This is a genomic window from Melghirimyces algeriensis, assembly GCF_900182565.1.
Classification (GTDB): Bacteria; Bacillota; Bacilli; order Thermoactinomycetales; family DSM-45169; genus Melghirimyces; species Melghirimyces algeriensis.
In genome coordinates, this window is record NZ_FXTI01000003.1 from 214,146 (window position 1) to 239,311 (window position 25,166).

The following is a 25,166-nucleotide window of genomic DNA, read 5'->3' on the forward strand; positions in this document are numbered from 1 at the left end:
CGTATACCGAGAAAAAGAAAAAAATACAAGTTCGGAGGGGTCTTCAAGATGGCCAGGTATACTCCGATGATTAAACAGTATTTATCGATCAAGGCAAATCATCCGGATGCCTTTTTATTTTTTCGTTTAGGCGATTTTTATGAAATGTTTTTTGAAGATGCGATAAAAGCGGCTGAGGAACTGGAGATTACGCTCACTTCACGTGATGGTGGGAAAGAAAAGATTCCGATGTGCGGAGTGCCGTATCATTCAGCTGAAGTATATATCCAGCGCCTCATTGAAAAAGGTTACAGGGTAGCCATCTGTGAACAGGTGGAAGATCCCGCTTCGGCCAAAGGAGTGGTTCGGCGTGAAGTGGTCCGGGTCATTACTCCTGGTACCGTGATGGAAGAAAAAATGCTGACTGAGAAAGAAAACAACTTTTTGGTGGGGCTAACCTGCCGACAGGAAAATTTTGCTCTTGCAGCATGCGACTTGTCGACGGGAGAGTTTTATGTAACGGAGGTAACTGGCGGTCCGGAAGCGGTGATCGATGAGTTGGCAGCGTATCAACCAAAAGAAGTTTTGTTGAATTCCCATTTGGATCAAGATGTTGCTTTTAAGGAACATTTAAAGCTGCGCCTTGGGGCTCTCATTACCGTATTGCACTCGGAAGAGAATTCGATGAAGGAAGTCAGAAGTACGCTTCAAGAACGGTTTCCAGATTATCGGGAGGTATTGACCACCTCCCTTCTGGAAGAGGTGGCCGGATTGCTTCTGGCTTATTTGCATCAAACACAAAAGCGCGCTTTAGCCCATATGAACCGAATTGAACGCTATGATGCCGCCCGTTTCATGGTGCTGGATGCTTCAGCACGTCAGACCCTTGAATTAACCCGGTCTCTCCGGGAGGGGAAAAAAGCGGGTTCTCTTTTGGGATTATTGGATAGGACAGCAACCGCGATGGGAAGTCGGTTGCTCAAAAAATGGCTGGACAAGCCTCTTTTGGATATCCGGGAAATTGAAGAGCGTCAGGATGCAGTTGAGTCTTTGGTGAACCAACTGTTGCTTTTGGAGGATATTCATGACCGTTTGAAAGGTGTCTATGATTTGGAACGGTTGTCTGCTCGTATTGCTTATGGAACGGCGAATGCCCGTGACCTGCTGGCGCTCTGCCGCTCTTTAGAAATGATTCCCGATCTCAAAGAGTGTCTGAAGAATTCCGGAAGCAATGCTTTAAAACGCATTGCAGAAAAGCTGGACCCTCTGACAGATGTTCAAGAGCAGATAGAACAGTCCATTTCAGAAGATGCTCCGACCGGGCTAAAAGAAGGCCGATTGGTAAAAGAAGGTTATGATGAGGAGCTTGATCGGCTCCGGGAGATCCAGCGAAACGGAAAGACTTGGATTACACGTTTGGAACAGAGAGAAAGGGAAGAGACGGGAATTAAGTCACTAAAAGTTGGATTTAACAAAGTATTTGGCTACTATATTGAAGTGACCAAAGCAAATCTGCGTCACCTCCCTGAAGGGCGATATCAACGAAAGCAGACATTGGCGAATGCGGAGCGCTTTATTACCCAAGAATTGAAGGAACAGGAACGATTGATTCTGGAAGCAGAAGAAAAGTCTGTAGAACTGGAATATCAACTCTTTGCCGAGATTCGGGAACAGATTGCTGGAAAAATCCCCCGTATTCAACGCCTTGCCGATCAGATATCACGTTTGGACGCCCTTCACTCGTTTGCGGCTGTATCAGAAAAGAACCACTATGTTCGTCCAAAGGTTGCAAATGATCATCGGATTTACATTGAGAAGGGTCGCCACCCGGTGGTGGAATCCGCCTTGAATGAAGGGGAATTTGTGCCTAATGATACCCATATGGAAGCAGGCCAGGTTCTTTTGATTACCGGACCCAATATGGCAGGAAAGAGTACATATATGCGTCAGGTAGCATTAATGACATTGATGGCGCAGGTCGGATGTTTTGTTCCCGCAAACCGTGCGGAAATCGGATTGATTGATCGTATTTTCACCCGGATTGGCGCTGCGGATGATTTGGTTGGTGGACGGAGCACCTTTATGGTGGAGATGGATGAAACGCGTTTGGCTCTTTCTCAAGCTACTTCGCGCAGTTTGCTCCTTCTTGACGAGGTGGGCCGGGGAACATCCACTTATGATGGTATGGCTTTAGCTCAAGCGATTGTGGAGTATATTCATGACCATGTGGGGGCTAAAACCCTCTTTTCCACGCATTACCATGAACTGACACGTTTGGATGAGGATCTGGATCGGGTAGTTAATGTACATGCCCGCTGTGTGGAAAAAGAGGGAAAGGTTGTATTCCTTCATAAGCTGGAGCGGGGAGGAGCGGATAAGAGTTATGGTATCCATGTTGCGCAATTGGCAGGCATGCCGGATCAGGTGATCCAACGCTCCCAGGGTCTCTTGGAGATGTTGGAAGGGCGGATGCAGTCTGCCAGTACGGGGCAACTGGATTTATTTTCTTTTGGGGCTCCATCCCAAACCAACGCACCGATTCATCCGAGAGAAGCCGAGGTTCTGGATGCCATTCGTAAGTGGGATCTCCTTCATCATACGCCAATCGATACGATCCGTTTTCTGGATGACATGCAACGGAAATTGAAGAATATCCGATCTTCCGGAGGCGATTCGGATGGGTAAAATCAAAGTGATGGATGACCGTTTGGCCAATCAGATTGCCGCAGGGGAAGTGGTGGAACGACCGGCTTCCGTGGTGAAAGAGCTCGTGGAAAATGCCTTGGACTCACAAGCTGAACGGATCACCATCTCGATTGAAGAAGGGGGAATTCGGTCGATTCGTGTGACCGATGACGGTTCCGGAATGGATCGGGAAGATGCCGTTCTTGCTTTTGAGCGACATGCCACCAGTAAAATACGAAGAGAACGGGATCTTTTTTCCATCCGCTCATTGGGGTTTCGGGGAGAAGCATTGCCGAGTATTGCCTCTGTTTCAAGACTTACCTTGACCACTTCTGAGGAAGGTGGGGAGCCTGGAACACGGTTGGTTTTGGAAGGTGGGAAGCTGGTTTCCACGGAAGATGCGGTTCGCTCCAGTGGAACGGAAGTGATTGTAGAAGATTTGTTCTTTAATACACCGGCCCGTTTGAAATACCTTAAAACCGTCAACACTGAAATCAGTCATGTGGCTGATGTGGTGGGACGGCTGGCTTTGGCTCACCCGGATGTTTCCTTTCTGTTGACGCATAATGACAGGAAGCTCTTTCGTACTCCTGGAGATGGGAAAATGCTCCATGTGGTGCATGCACTGTATGGGAAACAGGTGGCTCAAAAGGTGTTGCCTTTTGCTGCGGAGGATATGGATTTTACCTTGGAGGGGCTGGTCGTTAAGCCGGAAGTGACACGGTCCAACCGATCTTACATTTCCACAGTGATCAACGGGCGCTATATTCGTAACATCCCGCTGACTCAAGCCATTCTAAGGGCATACGATACACTTCTTCCGATCGGTCGGTATCCCATTGTTGTACTTTCCATTATGATGGACCCCAAGCTGGTGGATGTGAATGTTCATCCTTCCAAGCTGGAAGTACGACTCAGTAAAGAGAAAGCGTTATGCCGGTTGATCGAAAATGGGATCAAGGATCTGTTTCGAAAGCAAACGCTGATTCCTGAAGCCGCCTATCCCCGACAGGAGCGATCTCCCGTTCAAGTCCGCCCGGTTCAGGAGCGGCTGAATTGGAATGAATCCGGCTCCAAATCAGAAGGAAATATTCCAAAACCCAAGGTGAAACAGGGAGAAGAGATTCTTCATGTTCGTGAATCCGGTGTCGACGATCCGGTGAAGTCGTCTGTTGAAGATCCGGCTTTGGCACAGCCAGCTCATCGGGAGTTGCCACGGGTGGAGCCTTCTCCGTCCCCTCTGAATCAGGAAACGCCTCAGTCAGAGAAGAAGCAGGATATCAAAGAAAAGCGGTTGCCGGATTTGCTTCCTTTGGCCCAGATTCACGGGACCTATATTATTGCCCAGTCTGAAGATGGTTTTTATATTTTGGACCAACATGCAGCTCATGAACGGATATACTATGAAATCTTTTATAACCGAATGAAGGAGCAGGATGGAAAGCAACAACCGCTTTTAGTTCCGATGACAGTGGAGTGCACCCCGTCAGAATCTGAAGCCATCCGGAATTGGATTCCCCATCTTACCGGACTGGGTATGGATATTGAGCCATTCGGCGGTACCACATTTCTCGTCCGTTCCCATCCCGCTTGGTTTCCGCAAGGAGATGAGGAAGCGTTAATCCGGGAAATCCTGGATTGGGTCAAAAGAGGGGAAAAGATGGATCTTGCCCGTCTCCGAGACGATGGAGCCAAGATGATGTCATGCAAGGCGGCGATCAAGGCGAACCGGCATCTTCGCAAGGATGAGATGGAAAGTCTGATCCGGCAGTTAAAAGAGTGTGAGACTCCTTTTACATGTCCGCATGGACGACCCATCTTTATTCGCTTTTCCACTTATGAGATTGAAAAGATGTTTAAACGGGTGATGTAAGTGGCAGTGGTTACAACATCCCGTCGTCCGGCAAAGAGGGAATTGGAAAGGGCCATGAAAATGGTCCGGCTCTTATGCGGGGACTTTCTTCCCCGTGAGGGCCGCTCCCTGAAGCGGATGATGGAGGAGGCTGACGTAAGCGGGATTGTGGTTGTTGCAAGTGAAGAGACATGGTGGGAAGATCGGATGGGGAACCGGTTTCGTTTTCATCCCAATCTGGCTGCGATTCGGGTAAAGGAGTTAGTTGGTGGAGGAGGCGATGCCTTGGTAACAGCTGCCAATCTGAAACAGGGTGACCGTGTTCTGGATTGTACATTGGGGCTGGGAGCAGATTCTATTGTGGCCGCTCATGTGGTGGGCGAAAAAGGAGAGGTGATTGGCTTGGAGAGCCAGCCTCTCATTGCTGCTTTGGTGGAAGACGGTATGAAACACTACGCTTCCGGCTCCTCTCGACTCCGAAGAGCCATGGGTTCGGTTCGGGTGGTTTGTGCGGATTATCGCGTGACCCTTCCCCGGCTGGAGGATCAATCCTTTGATGTAGTCATGTTTGATCCGATGTTTCGCAACACGGTCAAACGATCATCAGGGATTCAAATGCTGAAGGAACTGGCGGACCCGAACCCGCTAGATCCGGATTCCGTCCGGGAGGCGGTGCGAGTGGCCCGAAAACGTGTTGTTTTAAAGGAACGGCTGATGAGCGGGGAGTTTGAGCGTTTGGGATTTCGTGTGGTGAAGGAGGCGTCCAATCATGCCTTCGGCATCATCGAACCCTGATTTGAAAGACCTTTTAGTGATTGTCGGGCCGACAGCAGTAGGAAAAACGGCACTCAGTCTCACCCTTGCCCAAGATTTTCAGGGTGAGATCATTTCCGGGGATTCTATGCAGGTATATCGGTATATGGATATTGGAACGGCGAAAGCCACCACAGAGGAAAGAAAATCAGTTCCCCATCATCTGATCGATCTGGTAGACCCCGATTACCCCTTTTCCGTGGAAGAGTTTCAACGATTGGCAAGGGAGAAGATCATTGAAATACAGAGCAGGGGGAAGCTTCCGATGTTGGTCGGAGGGACTGGTCTTTATATCCAGGCTGTTACCCATGGCTACCGCCTTCCCGGCGTCAAAGAAGACCCGGAGTTTCGAAGGGAAATGCATCGTTTGGCAGATGAAAAAGGGAATCAATTCCTTCACAAGCGATTGCAGGAGGTTGATCCGATGACAGCGGACCGCCTTCACCCGAATGACCGTCGCCGGATTATCCGGGCTTTGGAAATCTATCAAAAAACAGGAGAGCCGCTTTCCAAGGGACAGACCTATGATCCTCCCCCGTACCGAATGTTATGGATCGGCTTAACGATGCCACGGGAACAATTGTATGAACGGGTAAACGACCGGGTAGACCAGATGATGAAGGAAGGTCTCCTGGATGAAGTAGAGGCGTTACGTCGCATGGGGTACGATAAGGATTCCGTGTCCATGCAAGCTCTTGGTTATAAAGAGTTGTTGTCGCACTTAAATGGGGAGATCAGTCTGGAAGAAGCGGTTCATCTGATCAAACGGCGCACCCGTAAGTTTGCCAAGCGGCAACTCTCTTGGTTTCGCAGGCTGCCGGAAATTCATTGGTTTGACGTGACATTTGAGCATTCCCAAAAAGAAATTCGACGTTTTGTTGCAGGAAACTTTCCTCGATATCAAGAATAGAGTAAACTAATGCCAAAACGTACATAGGAGGTACCTATTTTGAAGCAATCGATCAATATTCAAGACACCTTTTTAAATCAGATCCGCAAAGAGTCTGTCCCTGTCACCATTTATTTGGTCAATGGGTTCCAATTACGAGGAGTGCTTCGCGGCTTTGACAACTTTACGGTTGTAATTGATAGTGACGGAAAACAACAGATGGTATATAAACATGCCATTTCCACATTTACACCCGCCCGTCCGGTATCTCTGATGTCCAATGAAGATTCCAATAAAGAAGGTTAAAACCAAGTGATTCACACTTGGTTTTTCCATGTCTCGTCACCAATGACTGGGCGGATGCGTATACATAGATGAGCCGATTCCAGCAAAGAGGTGACAGATATGGCAAGCCGCGCAATCGCAAAGGAACCTTATCGTATCCAAGTGGTGTTGGATCACGGCAAAAAAGACACCTCTTTTGAACGGGTGGAGGATTCCGGGATGATCAGTGCTGGGGAAGAACATCTTCCATTAAAGCGCTGTTTGGAAGAGTTGGATCAATTGGTGGGGCTTTCCAAGATCAAGGCGTTTATTCATGAAATTTATGCATGGTTGACTGTCAATAAGCGTCGACTGGCCGCAGGCTTATTAACAGAAAATCAGGTACTTCATATGGTTTTTGAGGGGAATCCAGGAACGGGAAAAACAACGGTTGCTCGGATTATGGGAACGCTTCTCAAAGAAATGGAGATTCTGTCGAAAGGCCACTTGGTGGAAGTGGAACGGGCCGATCTGGTTGGAGAATATATCGGTCATACGGCTCAGAAAACACGGGATCATGTGAAACGCGCTTTGGGTGGGATTCTATTTATTGATGAAGCCTATTCTTTATCCAGGGGTGGGGAAAAGGACTTTGGCAAGGAAGCGATTGATACATTGGTTAAATCCATGGAAGATTACAAAAATGAGTTTGTTTTGATTTTGGCAGGTTATCCCGGAGAGATGAAACAGTTTTTGCGTTCCAATCCGGGTTTGCCTTCTCGCTTTCCGATTCATCTACGTTTCCCTGATTTTTCGATTGAAGAGTTATTGAAAATTGCGCAGGGAATGGTCCAGAAAAGAGAGTATCGGTTTTCAGGACCGGCTTTGCAAAAACTGAGACGACATCTGACAGAATCGGTTCGATCTCCTGGGGAGTCTTTTGGGAATGGACGATATATCCGGAATCTGGTGGAGAGCGCCATCCGTCATCAAGCGGTGCGTCTATTGAATAGTCGATATGTCTCCAAGGAAGACCTGATGATCTTAAATGCGGATGATTTGCGGTTTCGCGAATCGGAGGAATCCTCCTCCATTCCATTCCGGTATATTCCTTGAACGAGAGTAAAGCATGCTATAATGGGAATGAAAAGGTATGATCTCAGGGAGGATGAAGAAAGATCGAAGGCGATTTTGGGTTGGAGCGGGCGATTTTGGTTGGTTGCGGAAGCTACAGGGATGCAGAACATATCCAGTCCTCTCTTTTGGAGTTGGAGAGATTGGCAAATACAGCGGGTGTAGAGGTGCTGGATCATGTGATACAGTACCGGAAAACTCCCGATCCTGCATGGCTGATTGGGAGAGGGAAAGTGGAAAATCTTGCCGACCAGGTTTATAAAGAGAAAGCGGATATGGTTATTGTGGATCGGGAGTTGCTTCCTGGTCAGCAAATCAATCTGAAACGTATGTTGTCCTGTAAGGTATTGGATCGAACCCAGTTGATCCTGGATATATTTGCGATGCGGGCAAGGACGAGAGAAGGAAGGGTCCAAGTAGAGCTGGCCCAGTTGGAATATTTACTTCCCCGTTTGACCGGCATGGGGCATCACCTGTCCCGTTTGGGTGGAGGGATTGGCACCCGTGGTCCGGGGGAGAAAAAGCTGGAAACCGATCGACGGCATATACGCCGACGAATCCAGTATTTAAAAAAGGATTTAGAGCGGATTCGGAAACATCGTGATCTTCACCAATCCCGGCGTCGGAAAATGGATATGACACAGGTCGCTCTGGTCGGATATACGAATGCAGGCAAATCAACGCTTCTTAATCGCTTAACCGGGGCGGGAGTGCCGGCGGAAGACCGGCTCTTCGCCACCTTGGATCCAACATCCCGTTTTCTTGTTCTTCCATCAGAGGAAAAAGTGATACTGACGGATACGGTTGGATTTATCCGACGCTTGCCCCACCATTTGGTCGCGTCGTTTCGATCCACACTGGAGCAGGTGAGGGAAGCGGATCTCCTTCTGCATGTGGTGGATGCCAGTCATCCGGAAGCAACAGAACAAATGGATGCAGCGGAAGAGGTACTAAAGGAGCTGCATTCCGATCGGATTCCAGTGCTCACGGTTTTTAACAAAATCGATTCAGGTTGTGATCGGATTTTAACCGCGGAAGGAGAGTCCATTCGAATTTCCGCTTTGGATGATGGGGATTTAATTAGGCTGAAAGAGAAAATGGATTCCATGTTACATGCAGTGAATGTCCAGGGTTCAGCAGAAATTCCTGTTTCAAAAGGTGAAATCATTTCTTGTCTTTATAAGGAAGCGGACGTTTTTCAGTCAAAAGTGGTGGGTCTGACGATGAAGATGGATTTTCAATTGCCTTTGAGACGTTATGAGCGATTATCACAGGAAGTGAAAGCGTTTATTTGCAACATTTATTGAGATCAAACATGGAAATGGTGTTGAAACGTGTACAAGCATTTGAAGCATGGTGAGATTTTAAAACAGTGGAGAGAGGAAGCAGAAGACCGTATCACTCCTGCCGTTCGGAGGATTGAACGTCGTGTGGAAATGCACCAGTGGCGCCTGTTGGAAGCATACCGGGAGGCGGGGGTCAGTGAACAGCATTTGGCCTCTTCCACAGGCTATGGATATGACGATATGGGGCGGGAAACATTGGAAAAAATCGTAGCCCGTATTTTCGGGGCGGAACAGGCTCTGTTTCGTCCCCAGCTTATCTCTGGAACCCATGCAATTACTTCCTGTCTATTTGGTGTACTTCGACCGGGAGATGAACTTCTCTATATCACCGGCGCACCCTATGATACCTTGGAAACAGTGATTGGGAAAGGGAAGGATGGTTCGGGCTCTCTTGCGGATTATGATATCTCGTATCAAGCAGTACCTTTAACGCCTGACGGTCAAGTCAATTGGGAGGCGGTGGAGAAAACCGCAGGACCCCGAACTCGATGTATCGCCATTCAGCGGTCCAGAGGGTACTCAGACCGCGCTTCCTTTTCCGTAAAAGAGATTCGGGATATGGTTCACAGCGTTCGAAGAATTTGTCCAGATGCCGTTGTATTTGTGGATAACTGTTATGGCGAATTTGTGGAGGATGAAGAACCGACACATGTGGGTGCAGATCTGATCGCAGGTTCACTGATTAAAAATCCCGGTGGAGGACTGGCTAAATCGGGGGGGTATATTGCAGGGAAAAAAGAGTGGGTGGAACGAGCCTCTTCACGATTGTTTGCCCCAGGAATTTTGGCGGAAGGGGGAGCGACCCATGGATATATGCGGGACTTTTATCAGGGGTTTTTCCTGGCTCCCCATGTGGTGGGGGAAGCATTGAAAGGAGCTCTTTTTTCTGCTGCGATTCTGGAAATGGCCGGTTTTGAGACCACTCCTCGATACAACGATCCCCGAACGGATATCATTCAGTTGATTCGCCTGGAGAAGCCGGAATGGTTAGTGGCCTTCTGCCAAGGGATTCAGGCTGCATCACCGGTGGATGCCCATGTTTGTCCAGAGCCTTCTCCGATGCCAGGGTACAAAGATCCGGTCATTATGGCAGCAGGAACCTTTGTTCAAGGTGCAAGCATTGAGCTGTCTGCTGATGGACCGCTTCGGCCCCCATATTTGGCTTATATGCAGGGGGGACTTACCGCTTCCCATGTAAAAATCGGGGTATTGACAGCACTGGACCGAATGCTGGATTACGGAAGCAAGAGTTGACCGTAATGGGAGTTATTGATTGGAGGAAGAAGGAAATGGAATTTGTTTGGTGGATTCTCATTGCTGTATTGTTTCTGCTCGGATTTGCGGGTTTGCTCATCCCGGTTCTTCCTGATGCACCTCTTTTGTTTCTCGGCTTTGTCATCTATCACTTTTTGATTGATCCAGATAGTTTATCCATGTCTTTCTGGATTGGAGCATTGGCCGTTACGGCTATTGTAATCATTACGGATTATATAGCGGGTGGGATTGCCGCCCGAAGCTACGGAGGTTCCCGCTGGTCCATCCCGGCTGCGATCGTTGGAGCTCTGGTCGGGATTCCGATCGGCCCTTTAGGAATCATTTTGGGTCCTTTGGTTGCGGTGATGATCGTTGAATTTATCCGACAAAGGGATTGGAAGGAAGCGCTGAGGGCTGGGTTTGGTACATTGGTTGGATTTTTGGGTGGTGTATTTGTCAAAGGTGTGTTGATGGCAGGGTTGTTGGTTTGGTTTTTCGTATTGGTCGTTTAGATGATTGTAAGATAGAGATGAACACAAAAAAAGCTGATTCTTTTATGAAAGGGAATCGGCTTTTTTTGTTTTGAAATGAAAAAATATGATGATCCTTACAATCGTTACGTATAAAAACTTTTTCTTTGAAAAGGAGTCCATCCTTGGTTAAGATGATATCAGAATGAACCGTACATGGCAGTAGCAGGATGCCTAGCTTGAAAGGTATCCGAAATTGCTTCAAGAAAGAACATCTGTCGTATTCTATCATTCCTATAGTCTTTCTATTCCTGATCTGATGATAGGATGATACGTATACGGGTTCATGTCAGAATGGTAAAGCTCGTCTTTAGAATTGTAATGGGGGTTATTGATTGGAGGAAGAAGGAAATGGAATTTGTTTGGTGGATTCTCATTGCTGTACTGTTTCTGCTCGGATTTGCGGGCTTGCTCATTCCGATACTTCCTGATGCACCATTTCTGTTTCTCGGTTTTTTAATATATCATTTTTTGATTCATCCGGACAGTTTATCCATGTCTTTCTGGATTGTAGTGATGACAGTGATGGCTATGATAGTCATTACCGATTATATAGCAGGCTGGATTGTTATCCAAAGCTACAGGGGCTCCCTTAGGTCCATCCCGGCTGCGATCGTCAGATTTATCCGACAAAGGGATTGGAAGGAAGCGCTGAAGGTCGGGGTTGGTACATTGGCAGGATGCTTGGGCAGTGTGATCGTCAAGGGAGTGTTGATGGCGGGGTTGTTGATTTGGTTTTTTATACTCCTAATCTAATTGATTGAAAAGCCGACTTCGATTGAAATCGGCTTTTTTTATTACCCATTTTTGAACCGACTGTATAGCTGCCTTTTCCGACTTATGTTTTCTAGAATAATAATACTGTATCGAGTTGAGAAAGGGGGAGGGATATTGAAGGTAGGAGTCGTTGGAGCAGGCGTAATGGGAGAAAATCACGTTCGTGTGTATCTATCACTATCCAATGAGTGCCAACTGGTCGGAATCTATGATAATCATTTTGAACGGGCACAGAACATTGCGGATAAATATGGTACCAAATATTTTAATAGCCTGGAATCTCTTCTGGATCATGTGGATGCTGTCAGCATTGCTGTTCCTACAGAACTTCATTATCAGGTTGGCATGCAGTGTATTGATCATCATGTGGATATTTTGATGGAAAAACCGATCACTGCAACTGTTTCCGAAGCTGAACAATTAATTCGTCATGCAAACAAAAATAGGACAATATTACAGGTTGGACATATTGAACTATATAATCCAACGGTTGCCGAACTGAAGAATATTTTAGCGAATGAAGAAATGCTGGCCGTTGATGTTCATCGAATGAGTCCCTTCGATGCCCGTAATTTGCATGTGGATGTTGTAAATGATTTGATGATCCATGATATATACATTTTAGATTATCTAACCAATCATCGTATTCAAAACTTCTATGGGATGGGTCAACTGTTTGATGATACGATTAAACACGCTATTGTGGTGGCCCGGTACACCAATGGAATCATAGCGCAATTAACAGCCAGTTTTAAAACAGAGGAGAAAGTACGAACGCTTCGTGTAATAACGAAAAATGCCTTCATACAGGCTGATTTATTGGAGAATAAAATTCTGATTTCCCGCTCTACAAACTTTTTTAAGAATAAGTGGCAGATCAATTACAGTCAAAAAAATATTGTTGAAAAGGTTTTTGTTCCTTGGCATGAGCCATTAAAAAAACAACTATCTGATTTTATCACCTCTGTTAAAACGAAGGAACCACCCAAAGTAACGGGAGTGGATGGTCTGAATGCGCTCGAAGTTACCAACCGGATCCATGAGTATATGAAAAGATATTATTCCAAATTTCCAAAGGAGATGTAATGATGGTTCATCCAAGCGTACACGTTCCATCCTCTTGTGTAATTGGTGAAAATGTTGTGATTGAAGAAGGTGTCACTCTTGGCGAAAATGTTCAAGTGGGACATCATTCTGTTTTGCTGAAGGGAACGATTTTGGAAGAAGATATCATGATTGGGTGCAACTCCGTATTGGGATGTCAACCATTTAAAAACTCAAGAATACAACATGAAAACAATGCTGAAGGTGAGCTATATGTAGGGAAGGGCAGTCGGATTGGGAATGGGACTATCATTTATTCCGGTACAAAACTGAGCCGTGAGGTAATGGTCGGAGATTTGGCCAGTATCAGAGAAAATACGGTTGTCGGGCAGGCTACAGTGATCGGAAGAAATGCAATGGTGGAATGCCGGACATTGATCGGAGAACGTTGTCTCATTCAAACCAGTGCTTATATTACAGCAGATATGGTTCTTGAGGACGATGTCTTTATCGGTCCCGAAGTATCCACTTCCAATGATAAATACATGGTTCGTACATCTACATCATTAAAAGGGCCACACATTAAGGAAGGTGCCAGTATTGGAAACAATGCAACGCTTCTTCCCGGAATTATTATCGGTAAAAATGCAATGATTGGTGCCGGAGCTGTTGTCACGAAGGATGTAACGGATGGTTGCACTGTAGCAGGGGTTCCCGCAAGGAAGATTCCCTAATATTCTATTATTTATAAAGGAGCGTCATCAATGGATTTATCACTGAAAGATAAAAAGGTGCTGGTAACCGGTGGTTCCAGAGGGATTGGCAAAGCCATAGCAGCCAAATTTGTGGAAGAAGGAGCTCAGGTCGGGATTATTGCACGGTCGCAGGATGAATTGGAACAAACAGGGTGGGAAATCGGTGCTACCATTTATCCGGGTGACATATCCAATCAACAGGAAAGGGTTCGCATCTTCAATACTTACCTGAATGATGTGAAACGAATCGATGTTTTGGTTAACAATGCGGGTGCAAGTTATGGAGCTTCAGTAATGGATACAGATTTAAAACGGTTTGAAGAAGCAATGCAATTAAATTTTCATGCCGCGGTGCATTTCAGTAAGTTGGCTGCTGAAAAAATGAAGGATCATCAATGGGGTTCCATTATTAATATTTCCTCCATTTATGGAAGGGAAGCAGGAGGAATTCCCGCATACAATGCCTCAAAAGCTGCACTCATCAGCTTTACGAAAGCTTTTTCCACCGAAGCCATCAAGCACAATATCAGGGTGAATGGGATTGCACCAGGAGCGATCTTTCACCTGAACAAAGCCTGGAAAAAACGATTGGAAGATAAGAAATCGATGGAACAATATGTAAAAAACAGAATTCCGGCAGGGCGATTTGGCACACCGGAGGAAATTGCAAATGTGGCTGTGTTTCTCGCTTCTGACAAAGCTTCATGGATTGTTGGAGTCAATTTGAATGTGGATGGAGGCCAGTCACACTTGAATTTTTAATTTTTTCGTAATTGGAGGTCTAAAAGATGAGAATTCCCATCCAAAACAGCACCATCTTAGTAACCGGAGGGGCTGGATTTATCGGCGGTCATTTAGTTGACCGATTATTGGAAGAGCAACCGAAACAGGTAATCGTGGTCGACAATCTTTTTGTTGGGGAAAAAGCGAATCTGTCCGATGCGTTGAAGAAGGGTGTGCTTCTCTATGTAGATGATGCCGAAATCGAAGGGTGCCTGGATTCTGTTTTCAGTCGGCATTCCATCGATATTGTATTCAATTGTGCTACCAAAGCTCTGAATTATTCCTTTCTGAATCCATCCAATGCTTTTATGACCAATGTTGTGGTCATAAAAAATCTGCTGGAATTGCAAAGAAAGAAGGCATTTCAAACACTGTGTCATTTTTCCTCTTCAGAGGCATATGGTTCATCGGTCTATGAACCGATGGACGAAAACCATCCATTGCAACCCACAACCACTTATGCCGCGGGAAAAGCGGCGGCAGACCTAATGCTTCAAAGTTATGTAAGGATGTTTGATTTAGATGCATTTATTGTCAGGGCATTCAATAACTATGGGCCGAGACAAAGCAATCACCGAGAACTGGCCGCTGTCATTCCAAAAACCATTGAAAAAATTCTTTCGGGAGAAGCACCGGAAATACACGGGACAGGTCAACAGAAGAGGGATTTTATTTATGTGGGGGATACCGTTGAAGCTGTGATAAACGTGTTTTCCAAACTGAAACCGGGAGAGGTTGTCAACATTTCGGCGGACAGTCAGGTTGCGATTGGAGAATTGGTTGAAAAAATCGCCCAATTACTTAGGTACAATGGAGACATTGTGCAACGGGAAGCCCGAAAAGCAGATGTCATAAGCCACAATGGTTGCAATCAAAAGCTGAAGACTCTGGTTCGCGACTTAAGATTTACTCCCTTGGAGCAAGGTTTGAAAGAAACGATTCGTTGGTACAAAGGAGGAAAATGATGAAGGTATTGCTGGGTCCCATCAATAATGCCGGACAGCCTATAGCATTGACTAAAGAACTGAGAAGGCAAGGGGTGGAAGCTCATTGTCTCACATATCAAAACCATAAATATGGCTATGGGGCTGATAAAGAAGTATGCTTTGATCCATATAGTCGAGTGGATGTTCAATTTCAGACGTTACAGGAATGTCTTAAAGAGGATTATGATATTTATCATTTCTGGTTTCGATCTTTATTTTATGGCGGATTTTATGAGTATTTCACGGGACTTGACTTACCGATCATAAAAAATCGGGGCAAAAAGATTGTGCATAGCTTTACTGGATTTGATTTGCGATTTCAATCGGAGTGTATGCAAAAAAATCCGTATAATGTATTTCAATACGGTTGGAAAAATATATTTAGTGAAGAATCCGCTCGGAAATATTTGAATTTTTTGCGGTATTTTGTTGATGAATTTGTTGTCTTAGATGAGGAATTGCAGAGCTACTTGCCTGAAGCGAAAATTATTCCCAGAGTTCTCGATTTGGATGAATGGGAATATATCGGGATCAAAGAGACGGATTGTCCGCTTGTTGTTCACGCTCCTTCTTCTCCAGCGATTAAAGGAACCCCATTTGTCAATCAAGCTGTACAACAGTTGAAGGAAAAAGGATTAAAATTTGAATACAGAGAAGTGACAGATCTGAAACATCGAGATGCGATGGAGCTATATAAAAGAGCAGACATTGTGATTGACCAGTTATTGATCGGGTGGTATGGGGTGTTAACGGTAGAGGCCATGGCACTTGGAAAACCGGTCATGGTTTATATTCAGGAAGACCTGTACCAGCCATCCCAAACGATCCCTGTTGAAAATGTAAACCCTGACAATCTGACGGAAAAGCTTCGTAATCTGATCCAAGACTTCGATAGGAGAAAAGATCTTTCCCGTCGTGGCAGGGCGTATGTGGAAAGCGTGCATGATGTAAAGAAAGTGACGAAAAAATTAATTGGCTTATATGAAAGCGTACTGAAGGAAAAAGAAAGAAGAGAGTTTAGCCCTGAATCTTTTGATGATCTTCTTTATTTTAAAGAACAATATATCGATTCCGTAGGAGCGGTCCCCTACAAGCCACTATTAAAGCAGAAAACGGTTCAGTACGAAAAATTAGTGCAACAGCTTAATCAATTAAGACCCAAAGCAAATCGGTCTGACCGATTGCAAGAAGAAGTGAATCAGTTAACAAGGAAATTAAAAAAATATGAAGGAGGCTAGCTTCACACACTGTGTTAAAAAGCTTGGCTACTGAATTGAGTGCCAAGCTTTTGTTTGTCTAAACTATGAAGTAAAAAAGATCCATGGTGAAGTAATCTTTTTATCCACTTTTTTCTGGTATTCAATCTCAAGTCTTGGATGTAAACGAATGTAATATCCGTAGGTTCCGATATATTGACTTTTACGCCAACGGGTACTGATAAAATAAACAGACCCTCTTTTCTGTGGAGCAAGCGTGAGACAGATACCATGATTGGACTTTTTGCCAGAAATCCACTGTTGAACCAGTGAAGTCAAATCCAAGCTATACCAATTGTACTTCCAAGGATAATTCGTATCGAAAGGTTTGTCTATGGTTATAGATCCAATCGGCTCTTTTGATATCGAGGGATACTTTCTATCTATTAAGTGTTGAATACTCCAGGACGATTCGACCGCATAGCAGTTTAGAACAGGATTCCCTATGGATGGCATGCCCATAAACAGTTTCAGTGTTGCTGCAGTAACTTCAAAGAAGGCCTCGGAATCCAGTTTAAACTGTATGTAAACCTGAGTTTCCTCGTTGTGATTGGATGTTTCACGGGTGATCGTAAGATACTCCTCTTTTAACTCAGTCTCTACTCTGTTGGAAGCAGTCACATCATATTTCGGACGCACTTCTTTTCTTACTTGTTGGGGAAGAGCAAAAATCGTTTGATTCTCTTTCTTGGCTTCTACATAGGGTTGGATCGTATCCATCATCTTTTTGATTCTAGCGGTATAGGTATGGTTGGCATGAACCTCTTTCTGACCGCTTGTTGCAATATGTTTACGTAAACCGGGGTTGTGTAGCAATCGGTTTACCTGCTGAAGGGTTTCTGTTCGATTGGAGCTGATTGCTACATGCCGGTCTCTTATAAAATGATTTCTGACAGCGGGCGTATCGATGGTCAGGAGAAGCCCACCACTTCCCATGCATTCAAAGGTTCTTCGGGTGAGTAAGATCGGTTCATTTTGTATTCCCAAAATGATTTTGGCTGAATTGTATATTTTAGGTACATACTGATAGTCAACAGGTTCCTTAATGTACTTTTCGGGCAGATCAAAAGGAAGTTTATGACGATGCTCTTTCCAGCCGTTGCCCCAAATTGCGATGTCGTATCCCTCTTTGATCAGAGGTTCCAGCAAAATTTTCAGGCTTTCCATCCGAAGGGGAACGGAGTTGATGCTTAAGGGGTTGAAACTGCCGACCAGAGCAATGTCGGATTGGAATTCAGGGATCGGAGTTTGACTGCAATGAAGGGTGGGTTTAATGGCGAAAGGCAAATAGGCGGAAGGGATTCCAAGCGTTTTATATACGTTTTCAAAACCGATGGCATGGGTAAAAATAAAGTCAGGTGCTGCCATCTCAGCCATATATTTTCCCCAAATATCCGTATGGTTTGGATCTTCAAATGACCAGAATACATGAAAAGCACGGTGATCCCTACAATAATTACGCACGATTTCAAGATATCTTTCTCTTTGAAAATGAGTCCATCCCGTAGTTAAGATAATATCCGGACGAACCGTTTCCAAATGCTTTTTTAGTTTTATAGTAGTAGCAGGAAGCTCAGGAATAGGAGAATAGTTGGGTATAGCTAGAGGAATATTTAAGTCTTTAAAAGCATCTGGAATTGTTTCAAGGAAGAAGTCATGGTGTTCTAAATGAAACCACTGTTTCATCGTACCACTCCTATAGCATCTTATTGATCCAATCATATTCCTGTTCCGATTGCAGGATGACAACGTTTTGTATGCAGTTTAGTTTGGGTGAAGCCGTAGGCTCGTCATATGTAATCTGTTTATCCAAAAAGGAGAATCTCATGAATATGAGTAGGGAGAATAAAGGAAAGCAATTAATATACCAACAGGCAGTGCTCCTAACTTTTTATGTTAAATTTCCTTACATGCATTGACAATATAACCTCACATGGGTATAATGATATCAAAGTTGAATGTAAAGGAGGCGCTGCTGATGAGCGATGAAATCCGTCGGAATATGCCTCTTTTTTCGATGGGAATTGTTACGGACCTGACAGAACTGTCATCTCGACAGGTTCGCTATTATGAGCAGCAGGGCCTGATTCGTCCAGTTCGGACGAAGGGGAATCAGCGGTTGTTCTCGTTTAATGATGTTGACCGGTTGCTTCAGATCAAATCCCTGATGGAAAAAGGGGTTAATATTGCCGGTGTCAAGGAGATGTTGCGTGAAAAGGATCAGCAACAAGCTCAGGAGGCACAGCCGGAGCCGCAGCCACAGGAAGTGACCAAGCCGGATCTGTCGGATGCGGAGCTTCACAAGCTTCTGAAGCGGCAATTGTCGGAGCTGGGATCGCGACCGAATCAGAGCCACTTGATTCGCGGAGAATTGTCTCGTTTCTTTCATTAATCACACAACTTGAAGGGAGTTCCGTTGATGGCGAAAAATATGACAAAAGAAGATGTCTTGAAATCGGTTGAAGAGAACAATGTGGAGTATATTCGGCTTCAGTTTACGGATCTTTTGGGAACGATCAAGAATGTGGAAATACCGAAATCCCAATTGCCCAAAGCATTGGATAACAAACTGATGTTTGACGGTTCTTCAATTGAAGGATTTGTCCGAATTGAAGAATCCGACATGTATCTTTACCCGGATTTGGATACGTGGATTATCTATCCCTGGGGGGGTACGGAAGACTCCCGCGTTGCCGGTCTGATCTGTGATGTCTATACTCCTGACGGAAAGCCTTTTGCCGGCGATCCGCGCGGCATTCTGAAAAAGGTGTTGAAAGAAGCGCAGGACATGGGCTTTTCTGCCTTTAATGTCGGTCCAGAGCCGGAGTTTTTCCTCTTCAAAACCAACGATCAGGGAGAACCGACGATGGATCTGAACGACAAGGGCGGATATTTTGATCTCGCTCCATTGGATCTGGGTGAAAACTGTCGTCGGGATATCGTGGTCACGTTGGACAAAATGGGTTTTGAGATGGAGGCTTCTCATCACGAAGTGGCTCCTGGGCAACATGAGATTGATTTTAAATATGCCAATGCAGTGACGGCAGCCGACAATATCCAGACCTTTAAGCTGGTGGTCAAAAATATCGCCCGTCGCTACGGTTTGCATGCTACCTTTATGCCGAAGCCGCTTTTCGGGGTAAATGGTTCTGGAATGCATATCAACCAGTCCTTGTTTCGGGAGAACGAGAACTCATTCTATGATCCGTCAGATGAATTGGGATTATCCCAAACCGCTCGCCAATATCTAGCCGGTATTTTGAAGCACGCCAGGGCATTTACAGCTGTCACCAATCCGTTGATTAACTCCTATAAACGTTTGGTTCCCGGTTATGAGGCTCCCTGTTATGTAGCCTGGTCACCGACAAACCGGAGTCCCCTGGTTCGCATTCCAGCCTCCCGCGGAATGTCGACCCGGATTGAGGTGCGAAGCCCGGATTCCTCTGCCAACCCGTACTTGGCACTTGCAGTCATGTTAAAGGCAGGCTTGCATGGAATTAAAAACAAGATGGAACCACCGAAAGAAACGGACCGGAACATCTATGTGATGGATGAAGCAGAGCGGGAAAAGGCCGGAATCCAGAGCTTGCCGGCAACGTTGAAAGAGGCGTTGGATGAGCTTAAGAAGGATGCAGTCATCGGTGACGCCTTGGGTGAACATGCTCTTGCTCACTTTATCGAAGCCAAAGAGATTGAATGGGATATGTTCCGTACCCAGGTTCATCCCTGGGAGCGGGAACAGTATATGTCACTGTACTGAACAAAAACCCCCGAAAGGGGGTTTTTGTTTGCTGATAAAAATACTTTCAAAAAAAGATATGGAGTCAATTACCCTAAACCCCCTTTCGGGGTGCTTATATTTTCAAACAAGTTTGTTTTACAAACAAAATAAATCGATCAAAGAAATCCATAATAAATTCAAAAGCTTATATAAGAGTGATTCAGGTTTGACGTTGATGGTATGATACATTTATGGGATTCAGAAATGGATCTCCAGTCAATGGACAACAAATGTATGTACATAAAAGGAGAATGATCATGGAAGAGGCGAATTCCAGGCAATCCTATGAATTTTTGGCTGATGATCCAAACTTCAACGTTAAGCCCGTTATCATTTCATTAATTATCGGCGCTTTCTTTGCCATATTGAATGAAACACTATTAAATATTGCATTTACCACATTGATGGAACAATTTTCCATATCCGAATCGACGGTTCAATGGATGGCAACAGGTTTTATGCTGATCATGGGGATTATGACACCCATATCCGCATTGTTCATTCAATCATTTACCACAAGACAAATGTTTTTGGGTACCATGATCATTTTTACAGTAGGTACAGTTATTTGTGCCATCGCTCCTGCTTATTCGACCTTGCTTGCTGGAAGATTATTGCAAGCGGTGGGCACAGGTTTATTGATCCCGGTTATCTTTCATACCTTTTTGCTGGTGTTTCCTCCTCGCCGTCGTGGAACGGTGATGGGAACCGTTGGGCTGGTGATTATGTTTGCCCCAGCGATTGGACCCACTTTATCCGGTATTATTGTAGAATATCTGGGCTGGAGATATCTGTTTCTTACCGTTGTCCCATTCACTCTTTTCTCCATTGTATTTGCTTTTATATTTCTTAAAAATGTGGGTGAAGTGACCAAACCCAAGCTGGATCTCCTGTCTGTTTTGCTCTCAACCACTGGTTTTGGAGGGATTGTTCTGGGGTTTAGCCTGACAGGGGAAGGGAATTCAGGATTCTCTGCCCCCGTTGTGTGGAGTTTGATCGGTTTGGGGATGGTTTCCCTTGTATTATTTACGCTCAGACAAATTCAATTGCCGGAACCTCTTTTGGATTTGCGTGTGTTTCGATATCCAATGTTCACTCTAGCGCTGATACAATTTATGATCATTATGATGCTGATGTTTTCATCTGAAATTATTTTACCCATGTACCTGCAGGGATCGTTAGATGTCCAGGCTGCGACTGCAGGACTGATTTTACTGCCGGGTGCCTTGTTAAATGGTTTTATGTCACCGGTAATGGGGAGGCTGTTTGACAAGTATGGTCCCCGAATGCTGATGATCCCAGCAACGTTTGTGTTAACTGTAACCATGTTTGCGTTAAGCCGAATTGGGTTGACCACCCCGCTCTGGTATATCATGATTTGCTACCTTTTATTGATGTTGTCTGTTTCTGCGGTCATGATGCCGGCGCAAACCAACGGATTGAATGAACTTCCGAAAAGGCTTTATCCACACGGAACAGCGATGATGAATACACTGCAACCCGTATCTGGAGCGATTGGTGTCTCCGTATTTATAGGGATGATGACATCCAAAAAGAACGCGTATTTGGAGAATGTCCAAAACCCTCAAGACCCCGATGCGGTTCGTCAAGCGCTTGTCTCTGGAGTGGAGTTTGTCTATCTGGTTGTATTTGCAATTGCGGTTATTGCATTTATCCTTTCATTGTTTGTCAAAAGAGCCATGCCGAAAGATGTAACTTCAGATGCAATAGGGAATGAAGGGACGTAGACAAAAAGAGGGCTTTCAGATTTAGAAAGCCCTCTTTTTGTTTTCTGCCCGGTGACGCTCATTCCCATCAAGTCATGGACCCCCAGAAAACCAAACCGCCAATGATATATAGGAGGCTCCATTGCCATAGCCGAAAATAGTTGTAAGGAAATGGTTTGGATATCTTAATCGTTATCAGCCATACCGTTCCATAGCCAAAATAGTAAAGCCCTAATAGAGTAAGCAGAAACTGTTCATGAATGATGATGTTTGTAAAAAGGATAAGAAACAGAACTGTGGAGGTAGCGAATAGATCAAAACTGATCCAGTGCCATCCACAACGGGACATTGTCCACTTCTCCATTCTGTTATGAGCATCATCTTGTTTTTTCTCTGGTCTTAACAACTGGATTTCTCTGTCTCCCATAAATGTGTGTGCAAGAAAAGCCAGTCCGCTTAAGACAGCAGCGATCAAAACAGGGACGTTCATCCAATCACCCCATCACCTATTGTTTTTGATGATCTCTTCGCCAATGATTTTCAACATTTCACGTTGAATCCATCCACTGAAATAGCGAATCACAAGCCAATACAAGGAGAACTTTCTCTTGGCAACGTGTGAGGTACAATGAATTCGGGTTTCTGTACGGATGTTCATATATCTTTCTCCGATCTGTTCAAACGAGAAATTCCAAACCACTTTTACATAGTTCGGTTGTTGAAAAGTCCTGAAATTTTCTCTAGCGATCTCCAATAAATTCCCCTTCAATGTCCACGGTTGTCCAACTATTCCCAGCACTATTTCATGTTCATTTTCATCCAGGAATATGAATCCCTTGTTTATAAGACCGTTTATCGTTATTTTTCGAGCAGGTACAACACCACGCAGAGAAAAAAGAATTCTGATGATGGATGAGACTCCAAAGTCCACATGATAAACAAGTGATATATCAGAGATGGTTTCCGATATCAACGAATATTCATTTTTCTTATCAAAATCCCAGTTCGGCAGGTATTGATCAATTAACATGGAATCAATCCCTTTATATATTACGATATCGCAATAATCGTTTAAAAAAGACAGGTTCTTACATTTTCGTTTTTTGGTGAAGGTGAATCGTTTCAAAAACGACGATCGCCAAAATATATATTCAATTTTTGATGAACAAACCTTGCACCTGTTACAGGTCTTCCCATGAGAACACGTGGAAGAGTAACCTTTCTTTTGTGATTTCCTGCTAAAATTGTCAATTCATCACCCCTTTGCAATACATTCACTTCATCTTTTGTAATGAAAGGGAGTATCAGTTTTAGTACGTATTTTCCCTGTTCCCACTTGATTTCTTCAATCATTCCCTTATACAGCACGGAACCCGCATCCACGTGGGCAAATGCCTCGTCAGCAACTCTGTTCAATGATGGAAGTCCTGTTACTTCGTTTTGCATGAATGGAACGTTTAGAATCGGTATGGGGGAAAAAGAAGCTTTAATTTCCTGTAGATATTCATTCTGTTTTGTATGCCAACCTTGAAAATAGCCCATGCCGGCTTCTTCAGGGAATATCTTGTTGACGACAATGGCATCCGTACGAAAACCAAAGAAATTTAAATATGTAAAGGAACGGCGGGCTTCAGAGATGACCATTTTTTCAGGATTTATGACGATGCGTACAGAGGTCATATCGGACTGAAAAATGAGGCGATGCATTTCTTCCAATTCGCGCCCCAACTGTTCGATGGAATCCATTGTCTGCGGATTAGGGAGTTCCAGTCCTCCGGTAACTGTCTTAGCCACTGGTCTCATAACTTTTACCAACTGCTTTTCATATGGAAAGATTTTTTCCAGCCACCATTTTAATAGGTTTGGGTAGCTTAACAGTCGAAGTGTTTCGCCTGTAGGGGCGCAATCGACAATAATGGTGTCAAATGTACTACTTTTCATATATTGTTTGATTTTCAGGAGACTAAATAACTCTTCCATTCCTGGGAAAACAATCATTTCTTCTGAGGTGATATCATCTAAGTCCGCCCACTCCATGACTCCTTGAAACCATTTTTGAACAGCACCCCAATTTTTTTCAGTTTCTTTTAAAGGGTTTACTTCCACCCCCCACAAGTGGTCTGAGATGGGAACAGGATCATTCTTGAGAGGGTGATTAAAAGAATCAGATAAGCTATGAGCGGTATCGGTACTCAATACTAATGTACATTTTCCTTCTTCCGCCAATCGCAATCCAGTAGCGGCAGCAATACTTGTTTTCCCAACACCGCCTTTTCCTGTGTACAAAATCACTCTCATACCTTATCACTCCATACTATTACGATATCGTAATATTTATCTAAAAAAACAGGTGTTCAATCCTCAATTGGAATATTTCTCAATTTTGTTTCTTTGTTTCTTTGCGGTTGATCTGACTCATTTTGTATGGCTTTAGCCACTTTTACAGCCAAGGACATAAATTGTTGCAATTCTTGTGGGGTTAAAGCCATCTGTACACGATCAAAGAGGTGATTGATTTTTTTCTTAGCCGTTTGAGTAACACCCTCACCGTCAGCCGTCAATTTTACAAGATATATACGACGATCTTTCAAGTCTTTCTCACGCTGGATCAGCTTTCTCTTTTGTAAACGATGGATCATACTGGTTAATGTACTTAATGGTGCTCCTAACTGTTGAGCTAACTCAGACATGCTTAATTCACCATAATAATCCAAGAAAAGCAAGGTCGTCAGTTCGGAATGGGTTAACTTTTGCTCCAGCTCTTCCATCAGAGTATCCAGTTGAAATGGACGAAGTCCTTTTTTTAAGAAAAACTCCATCAGTTGTTCCATGAATATTCACCTTTAGACAGCGATTTTATTACGATATCGTAATATTTATTTGTACTTTACTACGATTATCATGGTTAGTCAAGGGATTTGGGGTAAAAGAATCAAACGTTGATTTCGACATCAATTGAAAAACATTTTCCAGATCTACTGAAACCACTGTTGAGATCACTATTCCACCACACAGTAAAATGATATTTGAATTAATTGGCATATTTACAAAGCAGGACGTCTGTTTTAGGAAATGCGAACGGGAATCCTTCCCATTTCAATGGGGTAGATGAAAGCGAGCGCACCACGGACGACCGAAGGGAATGCCTGTGGTGCACTTCCTTCGGTCGCACCACGGGCACTTCCTTCGGTCGCACCACGGGCACTTCCTTCGGTCGCACCACGGGCACTTCCTTCGGTCGCACCACGGGCACTTCCTTCGGTCGTCGGACGAGGGGGGGATTCCCCCCCTCGTCCGACAATCCGATCAGA

At 44.6% G+C, this 25,166-nt stretch carries 24 protein-coding genes; 18 read left to right on the forward strand and 6 right to left on the reverse strand.

The window, feature by feature from the left end; all coding sequences use genetic code 11:
* Positions 1-48 precede the first annotated feature (48 nt).
* The 15 genes from mutS to FN782_RS06555 all read left to right on the forward strand — a co-directional run bounded on the left by mutS (position 49) and on the right by FN782_RS06555 (position 16,329).
* Positions 49-2,664, forward strand: coding sequence for a DNA mismatch repair protein MutS (gene mutS / locus FN782_RS06485; protein ID WP_142504960.1), 2,616 nt, complete (start codon positions 49-51; stop codon positions 2,662-2,664).
* Positions 2,657-4,537 carry a DNA mismatch repair endonuclease MutL gene (gene mutL / locus FN782_RS06490; RefSeq protein ID WP_142504961.1) on the forward strand — a complete coding sequence of 627 codons (1,881 nt, stop codon included), beginning with the start codon at positions 2,657-2,659 and terminating at the stop codon, positions 4,535-4,537. The genes mutS and mutL overlap by 8 nt, the downstream gene beginning before the upstream one ends.
* Positions 4,538-5,311 carry a class I SAM-dependent methyltransferase gene (locus FN782_RS06495; protein WP_142504962.1) on the forward strand — a complete coding sequence of 258 codons (774 nt, stop codon included), beginning with the start codon at positions 4,538-4,540 and terminating at the stop codon, positions 5,309-5,311. It abuts the gene before it with no gap.
* Positions 5,286-6,239 (forward strand): tRNA (adenosine(37)-N6)-dimethylallyltransferase MiaA, encoded by a 954-nt coding sequence (gene miaA / locus FN782_RS06500; protein ID WP_142504963.1) that lies wholly within the window; start codon positions 5,286-5,288, stop codon positions 6,237-6,239. The genes FN782_RS06495 and miaA overlap by 26 nt, the downstream gene beginning before the upstream one ends.
* Before the next feature lie 39 nt (positions 6,240-6,278).
* A complete protein-coding gene (gene hfq / locus FN782_RS06505; RefSeq protein WP_142504964.1) occupies positions 6,279-6,524 on the forward strand; it encodes an RNA chaperone Hfq in 246 nt (81 codons plus the stop codon).
* Between the two features lie 99 nt (positions 6,525-6,623).
* On the forward strand, positions 6,624-7,598 hold the full coding sequence (locus tag FN782_RS06510; RefSeq protein WP_142504965.1) for an AAA family ATPase: 975 nt from the start codon (positions 6,624-6,626) through the stop codon (positions 7,596-7,598).
* Between the two features lie 80 nt (positions 7,599-7,678).
* On the forward strand, positions 7,679-8,923 hold the full coding sequence (hflX, locus tag FN782_RS06515) for a GTPase HflX (RefSeq protein WP_246064870.1): 1,245 nt from the start codon (positions 7,679-7,681) through the stop codon (positions 8,921-8,923).
* Positions 8,924-8,950: 27 nt separating this feature from the next.
* A complete protein-coding gene (locus FN782_RS06520) occupies positions 8,951-10,216 on the forward strand; it encodes a methionine gamma-lyase family protein (protein WP_142504966.1) in 1,266 nt (421 codons plus the stop codon).
* Between the two features lie 35 nt (positions 10,217-10,251).
* A complete protein-coding gene (locus FN782_RS06525) occupies positions 10,252-10,728 on the forward strand; it encodes a DUF456 domain-containing protein (protein ID WP_185956089.1) in 477 nt (158 codons plus the stop codon).
* A gap of 369 nt (positions 10,729-11,097) precedes the next feature.
* Positions 11,098-11,502 (forward strand): DUF456 family protein, encoded by a 405-nt coding sequence (locus FN782_RS06530; protein ID WP_185956090.1) that lies wholly within the window; start codon positions 11,098-11,100, stop codon positions 11,500-11,502.
* A gap of 135 nt (positions 11,503-11,637) precedes the next feature.
* Complete coding sequence (locus FN782_RS06535; RefSeq protein ID WP_142504969.1) at positions 11,638-12,609, forward strand: Gfo/Idh/MocA family protein; 972 nt, start codon at positions 11,638-11,640, stop codon at positions 12,607-12,609.
* A gap of 2 nt (positions 12,610-12,611) precedes the next feature.
* Positions 12,612-13,301 (forward strand): acyltransferase, encoded by a 690-nt coding sequence (locus FN782_RS06540; RefSeq protein WP_246064871.1) that lies wholly within the window; start codon positions 12,612-12,614, stop codon positions 13,299-13,301.
* 30 nt (positions 13,302-13,331) lie between these two features.
* Positions 13,332-14,084 carry an SDR family NAD(P)-dependent oxidoreductase gene (locus FN782_RS06545; RefSeq protein ID WP_142504971.1) on the forward strand — a complete coding sequence of 251 codons (753 nt, stop codon included), beginning with the start codon at positions 13,332-13,334 and terminating at the stop codon, positions 14,082-14,084.
* A 26-nt stretch (positions 14,085-14,110) separates the two neighbouring features.
* On the forward strand, positions 14,111-15,070 hold the full coding sequence (locus FN782_RS06550) for a dTDP-glucose 4,6-dehydratase (RefSeq protein WP_142504972.1): 960 nt from the start codon (positions 14,111-14,113) through the stop codon (positions 15,068-15,070).
* Positions 15,070-16,329 carry a glycosyltransferase gene (locus FN782_RS06555; RefSeq protein WP_142504973.1) on the forward strand — a complete coding sequence of 420 codons (1,260 nt, stop codon included), beginning with the start codon at positions 15,070-15,072 and terminating at the stop codon, positions 16,327-16,329. Before FN782_RS06550 ends, FN782_RS06555 begins: the two co-directional genes overlap by 1 nt.
* Before the next feature lie 63 nt (positions 16,330-16,392).
* Here the strand turns inward: FN782_RS06555 and FN782_RS06560 are convergent, their stop codons facing one another.
* Positions 16,393-18,033 carry a glycosyltransferase family protein gene (locus FN782_RS06560; RefSeq protein WP_185956091.1) on the reverse strand — a complete coding sequence of 547 codons (1,641 nt, stop codon included), beginning with the start codon at positions 18,031-18,033 and terminating at the stop codon, positions 16,393-16,395.
* Between the two features lie 292 nt (positions 18,034-18,325).
* On the opposite strand from FN782_RS06560, the gene FN782_RS06565 reads away from it, so the two are divergent.
* From FN782_RS06565 to FN782_RS06575, 3 genes are all read left to right on the forward strand, one after another.
* Positions 18,326-18,739, forward strand: a complete 414-nt coding sequence (locus FN782_RS06565) for a MerR family transcriptional regulator (protein WP_142504975.1) — start codon at positions 18,326-18,328, stop codon at positions 18,737-18,739.
* A 27-nt stretch (positions 18,740-18,766) separates the two neighbouring features.
* The gene (gene glnA, locus FN782_RS06570; RefSeq protein ID WP_142504976.1) at positions 18,767-20,107 is read left to right on the forward strand and encodes a type I glutamate--ammonia ligase; all 1,341 of its coding nucleotides are present in this window, start codon (positions 18,767-18,769) and stop codon (positions 20,105-20,107) included.
* A 278-nt stretch (positions 20,108-20,385) separates the two neighbouring features.
* Complete coding sequence (locus FN782_RS06575; protein WP_142504977.1) at positions 20,386-21,876, forward strand: MDR family MFS transporter; 1,491 nt, start codon at positions 20,386-20,388, stop codon at positions 21,874-21,876.
* Between the two features lie 67 nt (positions 21,877-21,943).
* On the opposite strand, the gene FN782_RS06580 is transcribed toward FN782_RS06575, so the two are convergent.
* The 5 genes from FN782_RS06580 to FN782_RS16730 form a co-directional block, all read right to left on the reverse strand.
* Positions 21,944-22,345 (reverse strand): hypothetical protein, encoded by a 402-nt coding sequence (locus tag FN782_RS06580; RefSeq protein WP_142504978.1) that lies wholly within the window; start codon positions 22,343-22,345, stop codon positions 21,944-21,946.
* A gap of 12 nt (positions 22,346-22,357) precedes the next feature.
* Positions 22,358-22,513: a hypothetical protein gene (locus FN782_RS16725; protein ID WP_185956092.1), complete on the reverse strand. Its 156-nt coding sequence runs from the start codon at positions 22,511-22,513 to the stop codon at positions 22,358-22,360.
* 464 nt (positions 22,514-22,977) lie between these two features.
* On the reverse strand, positions 22,978-24,153 hold the full coding sequence (locus FN782_RS06590) for an ArsA family ATPase (RefSeq protein ID WP_142504980.1): 1,176 nt from the start codon (positions 24,151-24,153) through the stop codon (positions 22,978-22,980).
* Positions 24,154-24,209: 56 nt separating this feature from the next.
* Positions 24,210-24,686 (reverse strand): MarR family winged helix-turn-helix transcriptional regulator, encoded by a 477-nt coding sequence (locus FN782_RS06595; RefSeq protein WP_142504981.1) that lies wholly within the window; start codon positions 24,684-24,686, stop codon positions 24,210-24,212.
* 200 nt (positions 24,687-24,886) lie between these two features.
* Complete coding sequence (locus FN782_RS16730) at positions 24,887-25,099, reverse strand: hypothetical protein (RefSeq protein WP_185956093.1); 213 nt, start codon at positions 25,097-25,099, stop codon at positions 24,887-24,889.
* Positions 25,100-25,166 lie beyond the last annotated feature (67 nt).

Coding starts and splice junctions, on each gene's coding strand:
- FN782_RS06565 (WP_142504975.1), top strand. CDS start 18,326: ATGAGCGATGAAATCCGTCGGAATATGCCTCTTTTTTCGATGGGAATT.
- FN782_RS16725 (WP_185956092.1), bottom strand. CDS start 22,513: ATGAACATCCGTACAGAAACCCGAATTCATTGTACCTCACACGTTGCC.
- mutL (WP_142504961.1), top strand. CDS start 2,657: ATGGGTAAAATCAAAGTGATGGATGACCGTTTGGCCAATCAGATTGCC.
- miaA (WP_142504963.1), top strand. CDS start 5,286: ATGCCTTCGGCATCATCGAACCCTGATTTGAAAGACCTTTTAGTGATT.
- FN782_RS06595 (WP_142504981.1), bottom strand. CDS start 24,686: ATGGAACAACTGATGGAGTTTTTCTTAAAAAAAGGACTTCGTCCATTT.
- FN782_RS06530 (WP_185956090.1), top strand. CDS start 11,098: ATGGAATTTGTTTGGTGGATTCTCATTGCTGTACTGTTTCTGCTCGGA.
- FN782_RS06555 (WP_142504973.1), top strand. CDS start 15,070: ATGAAGGTATTGCTGGGTCCCATCAATAATGCCGGACAGCCTATAGCA.
- FN782_RS06560 (WP_185956091.1), bottom strand. CDS start 18,033: ATGAAACAGTGGTTTCATTTAGAACACCATGACTTCTTCCTTGAAACA.
- FN782_RS06590 (WP_142504980.1), bottom strand. CDS start 24,153: ATGAGAGTGATTTTGTACACAGGAAAAGGCGGTGTTGGGAAAACAAGT.
- FN782_RS06540 (WP_246064871.1), top strand. CDS start 12,612: ATGGTTCATCCAAGCGTACACGTTCCATCCTCTTGTGTAATTGGTGAA.
- FN782_RS06575 (WP_142504977.1), top strand. CDS start 20,386: ATGGAAGAGGCGAATTCCAGGCAATCCTATGAATTTTTGGCTGATGAT.
- glnA (WP_142504976.1), top strand. CDS start 18,767: ATGGCGAAAAATATGACAAAAGAAGATGTCTTGAAATCGGTTGAAGAG.
- mutS (WP_142504960.1), top strand. CDS start 49: ATGGCCAGGTATACTCCGATGATTAAACAGTATTTATCGATCAAGGCA.
- FN782_RS06545 (WP_142504971.1), top strand. CDS start 13,332: ATGGATTTATCACTGAAAGATAAAAAGGTGCTGGTAACCGGTGGTTCC.
- FN782_RS06525 (WP_185956089.1), top strand. CDS start 10,252: ATGGAATTTGTTTGGTGGATTCTCATTGCTGTATTGTTTCTGCTCGGA.
- FN782_RS06550 (WP_142504972.1), top strand. CDS start 14,111: ATGAGAATTCCCATCCAAAACAGCACCATCTTAGTAACCGGAGGGGCT.
- FN782_RS06580 (WP_142504978.1), bottom strand. CDS start 22,345: ATGAACGTCCCTGTTTTGATCGCTGCTGTCTTAAGCGGACTGGCTTTT.
- FN782_RS06510 (WP_142504965.1), top strand. CDS start 6,624: ATGGCAAGCCGCGCAATCGCAAAGGAACCTTATCGTATCCAAGTGGTG.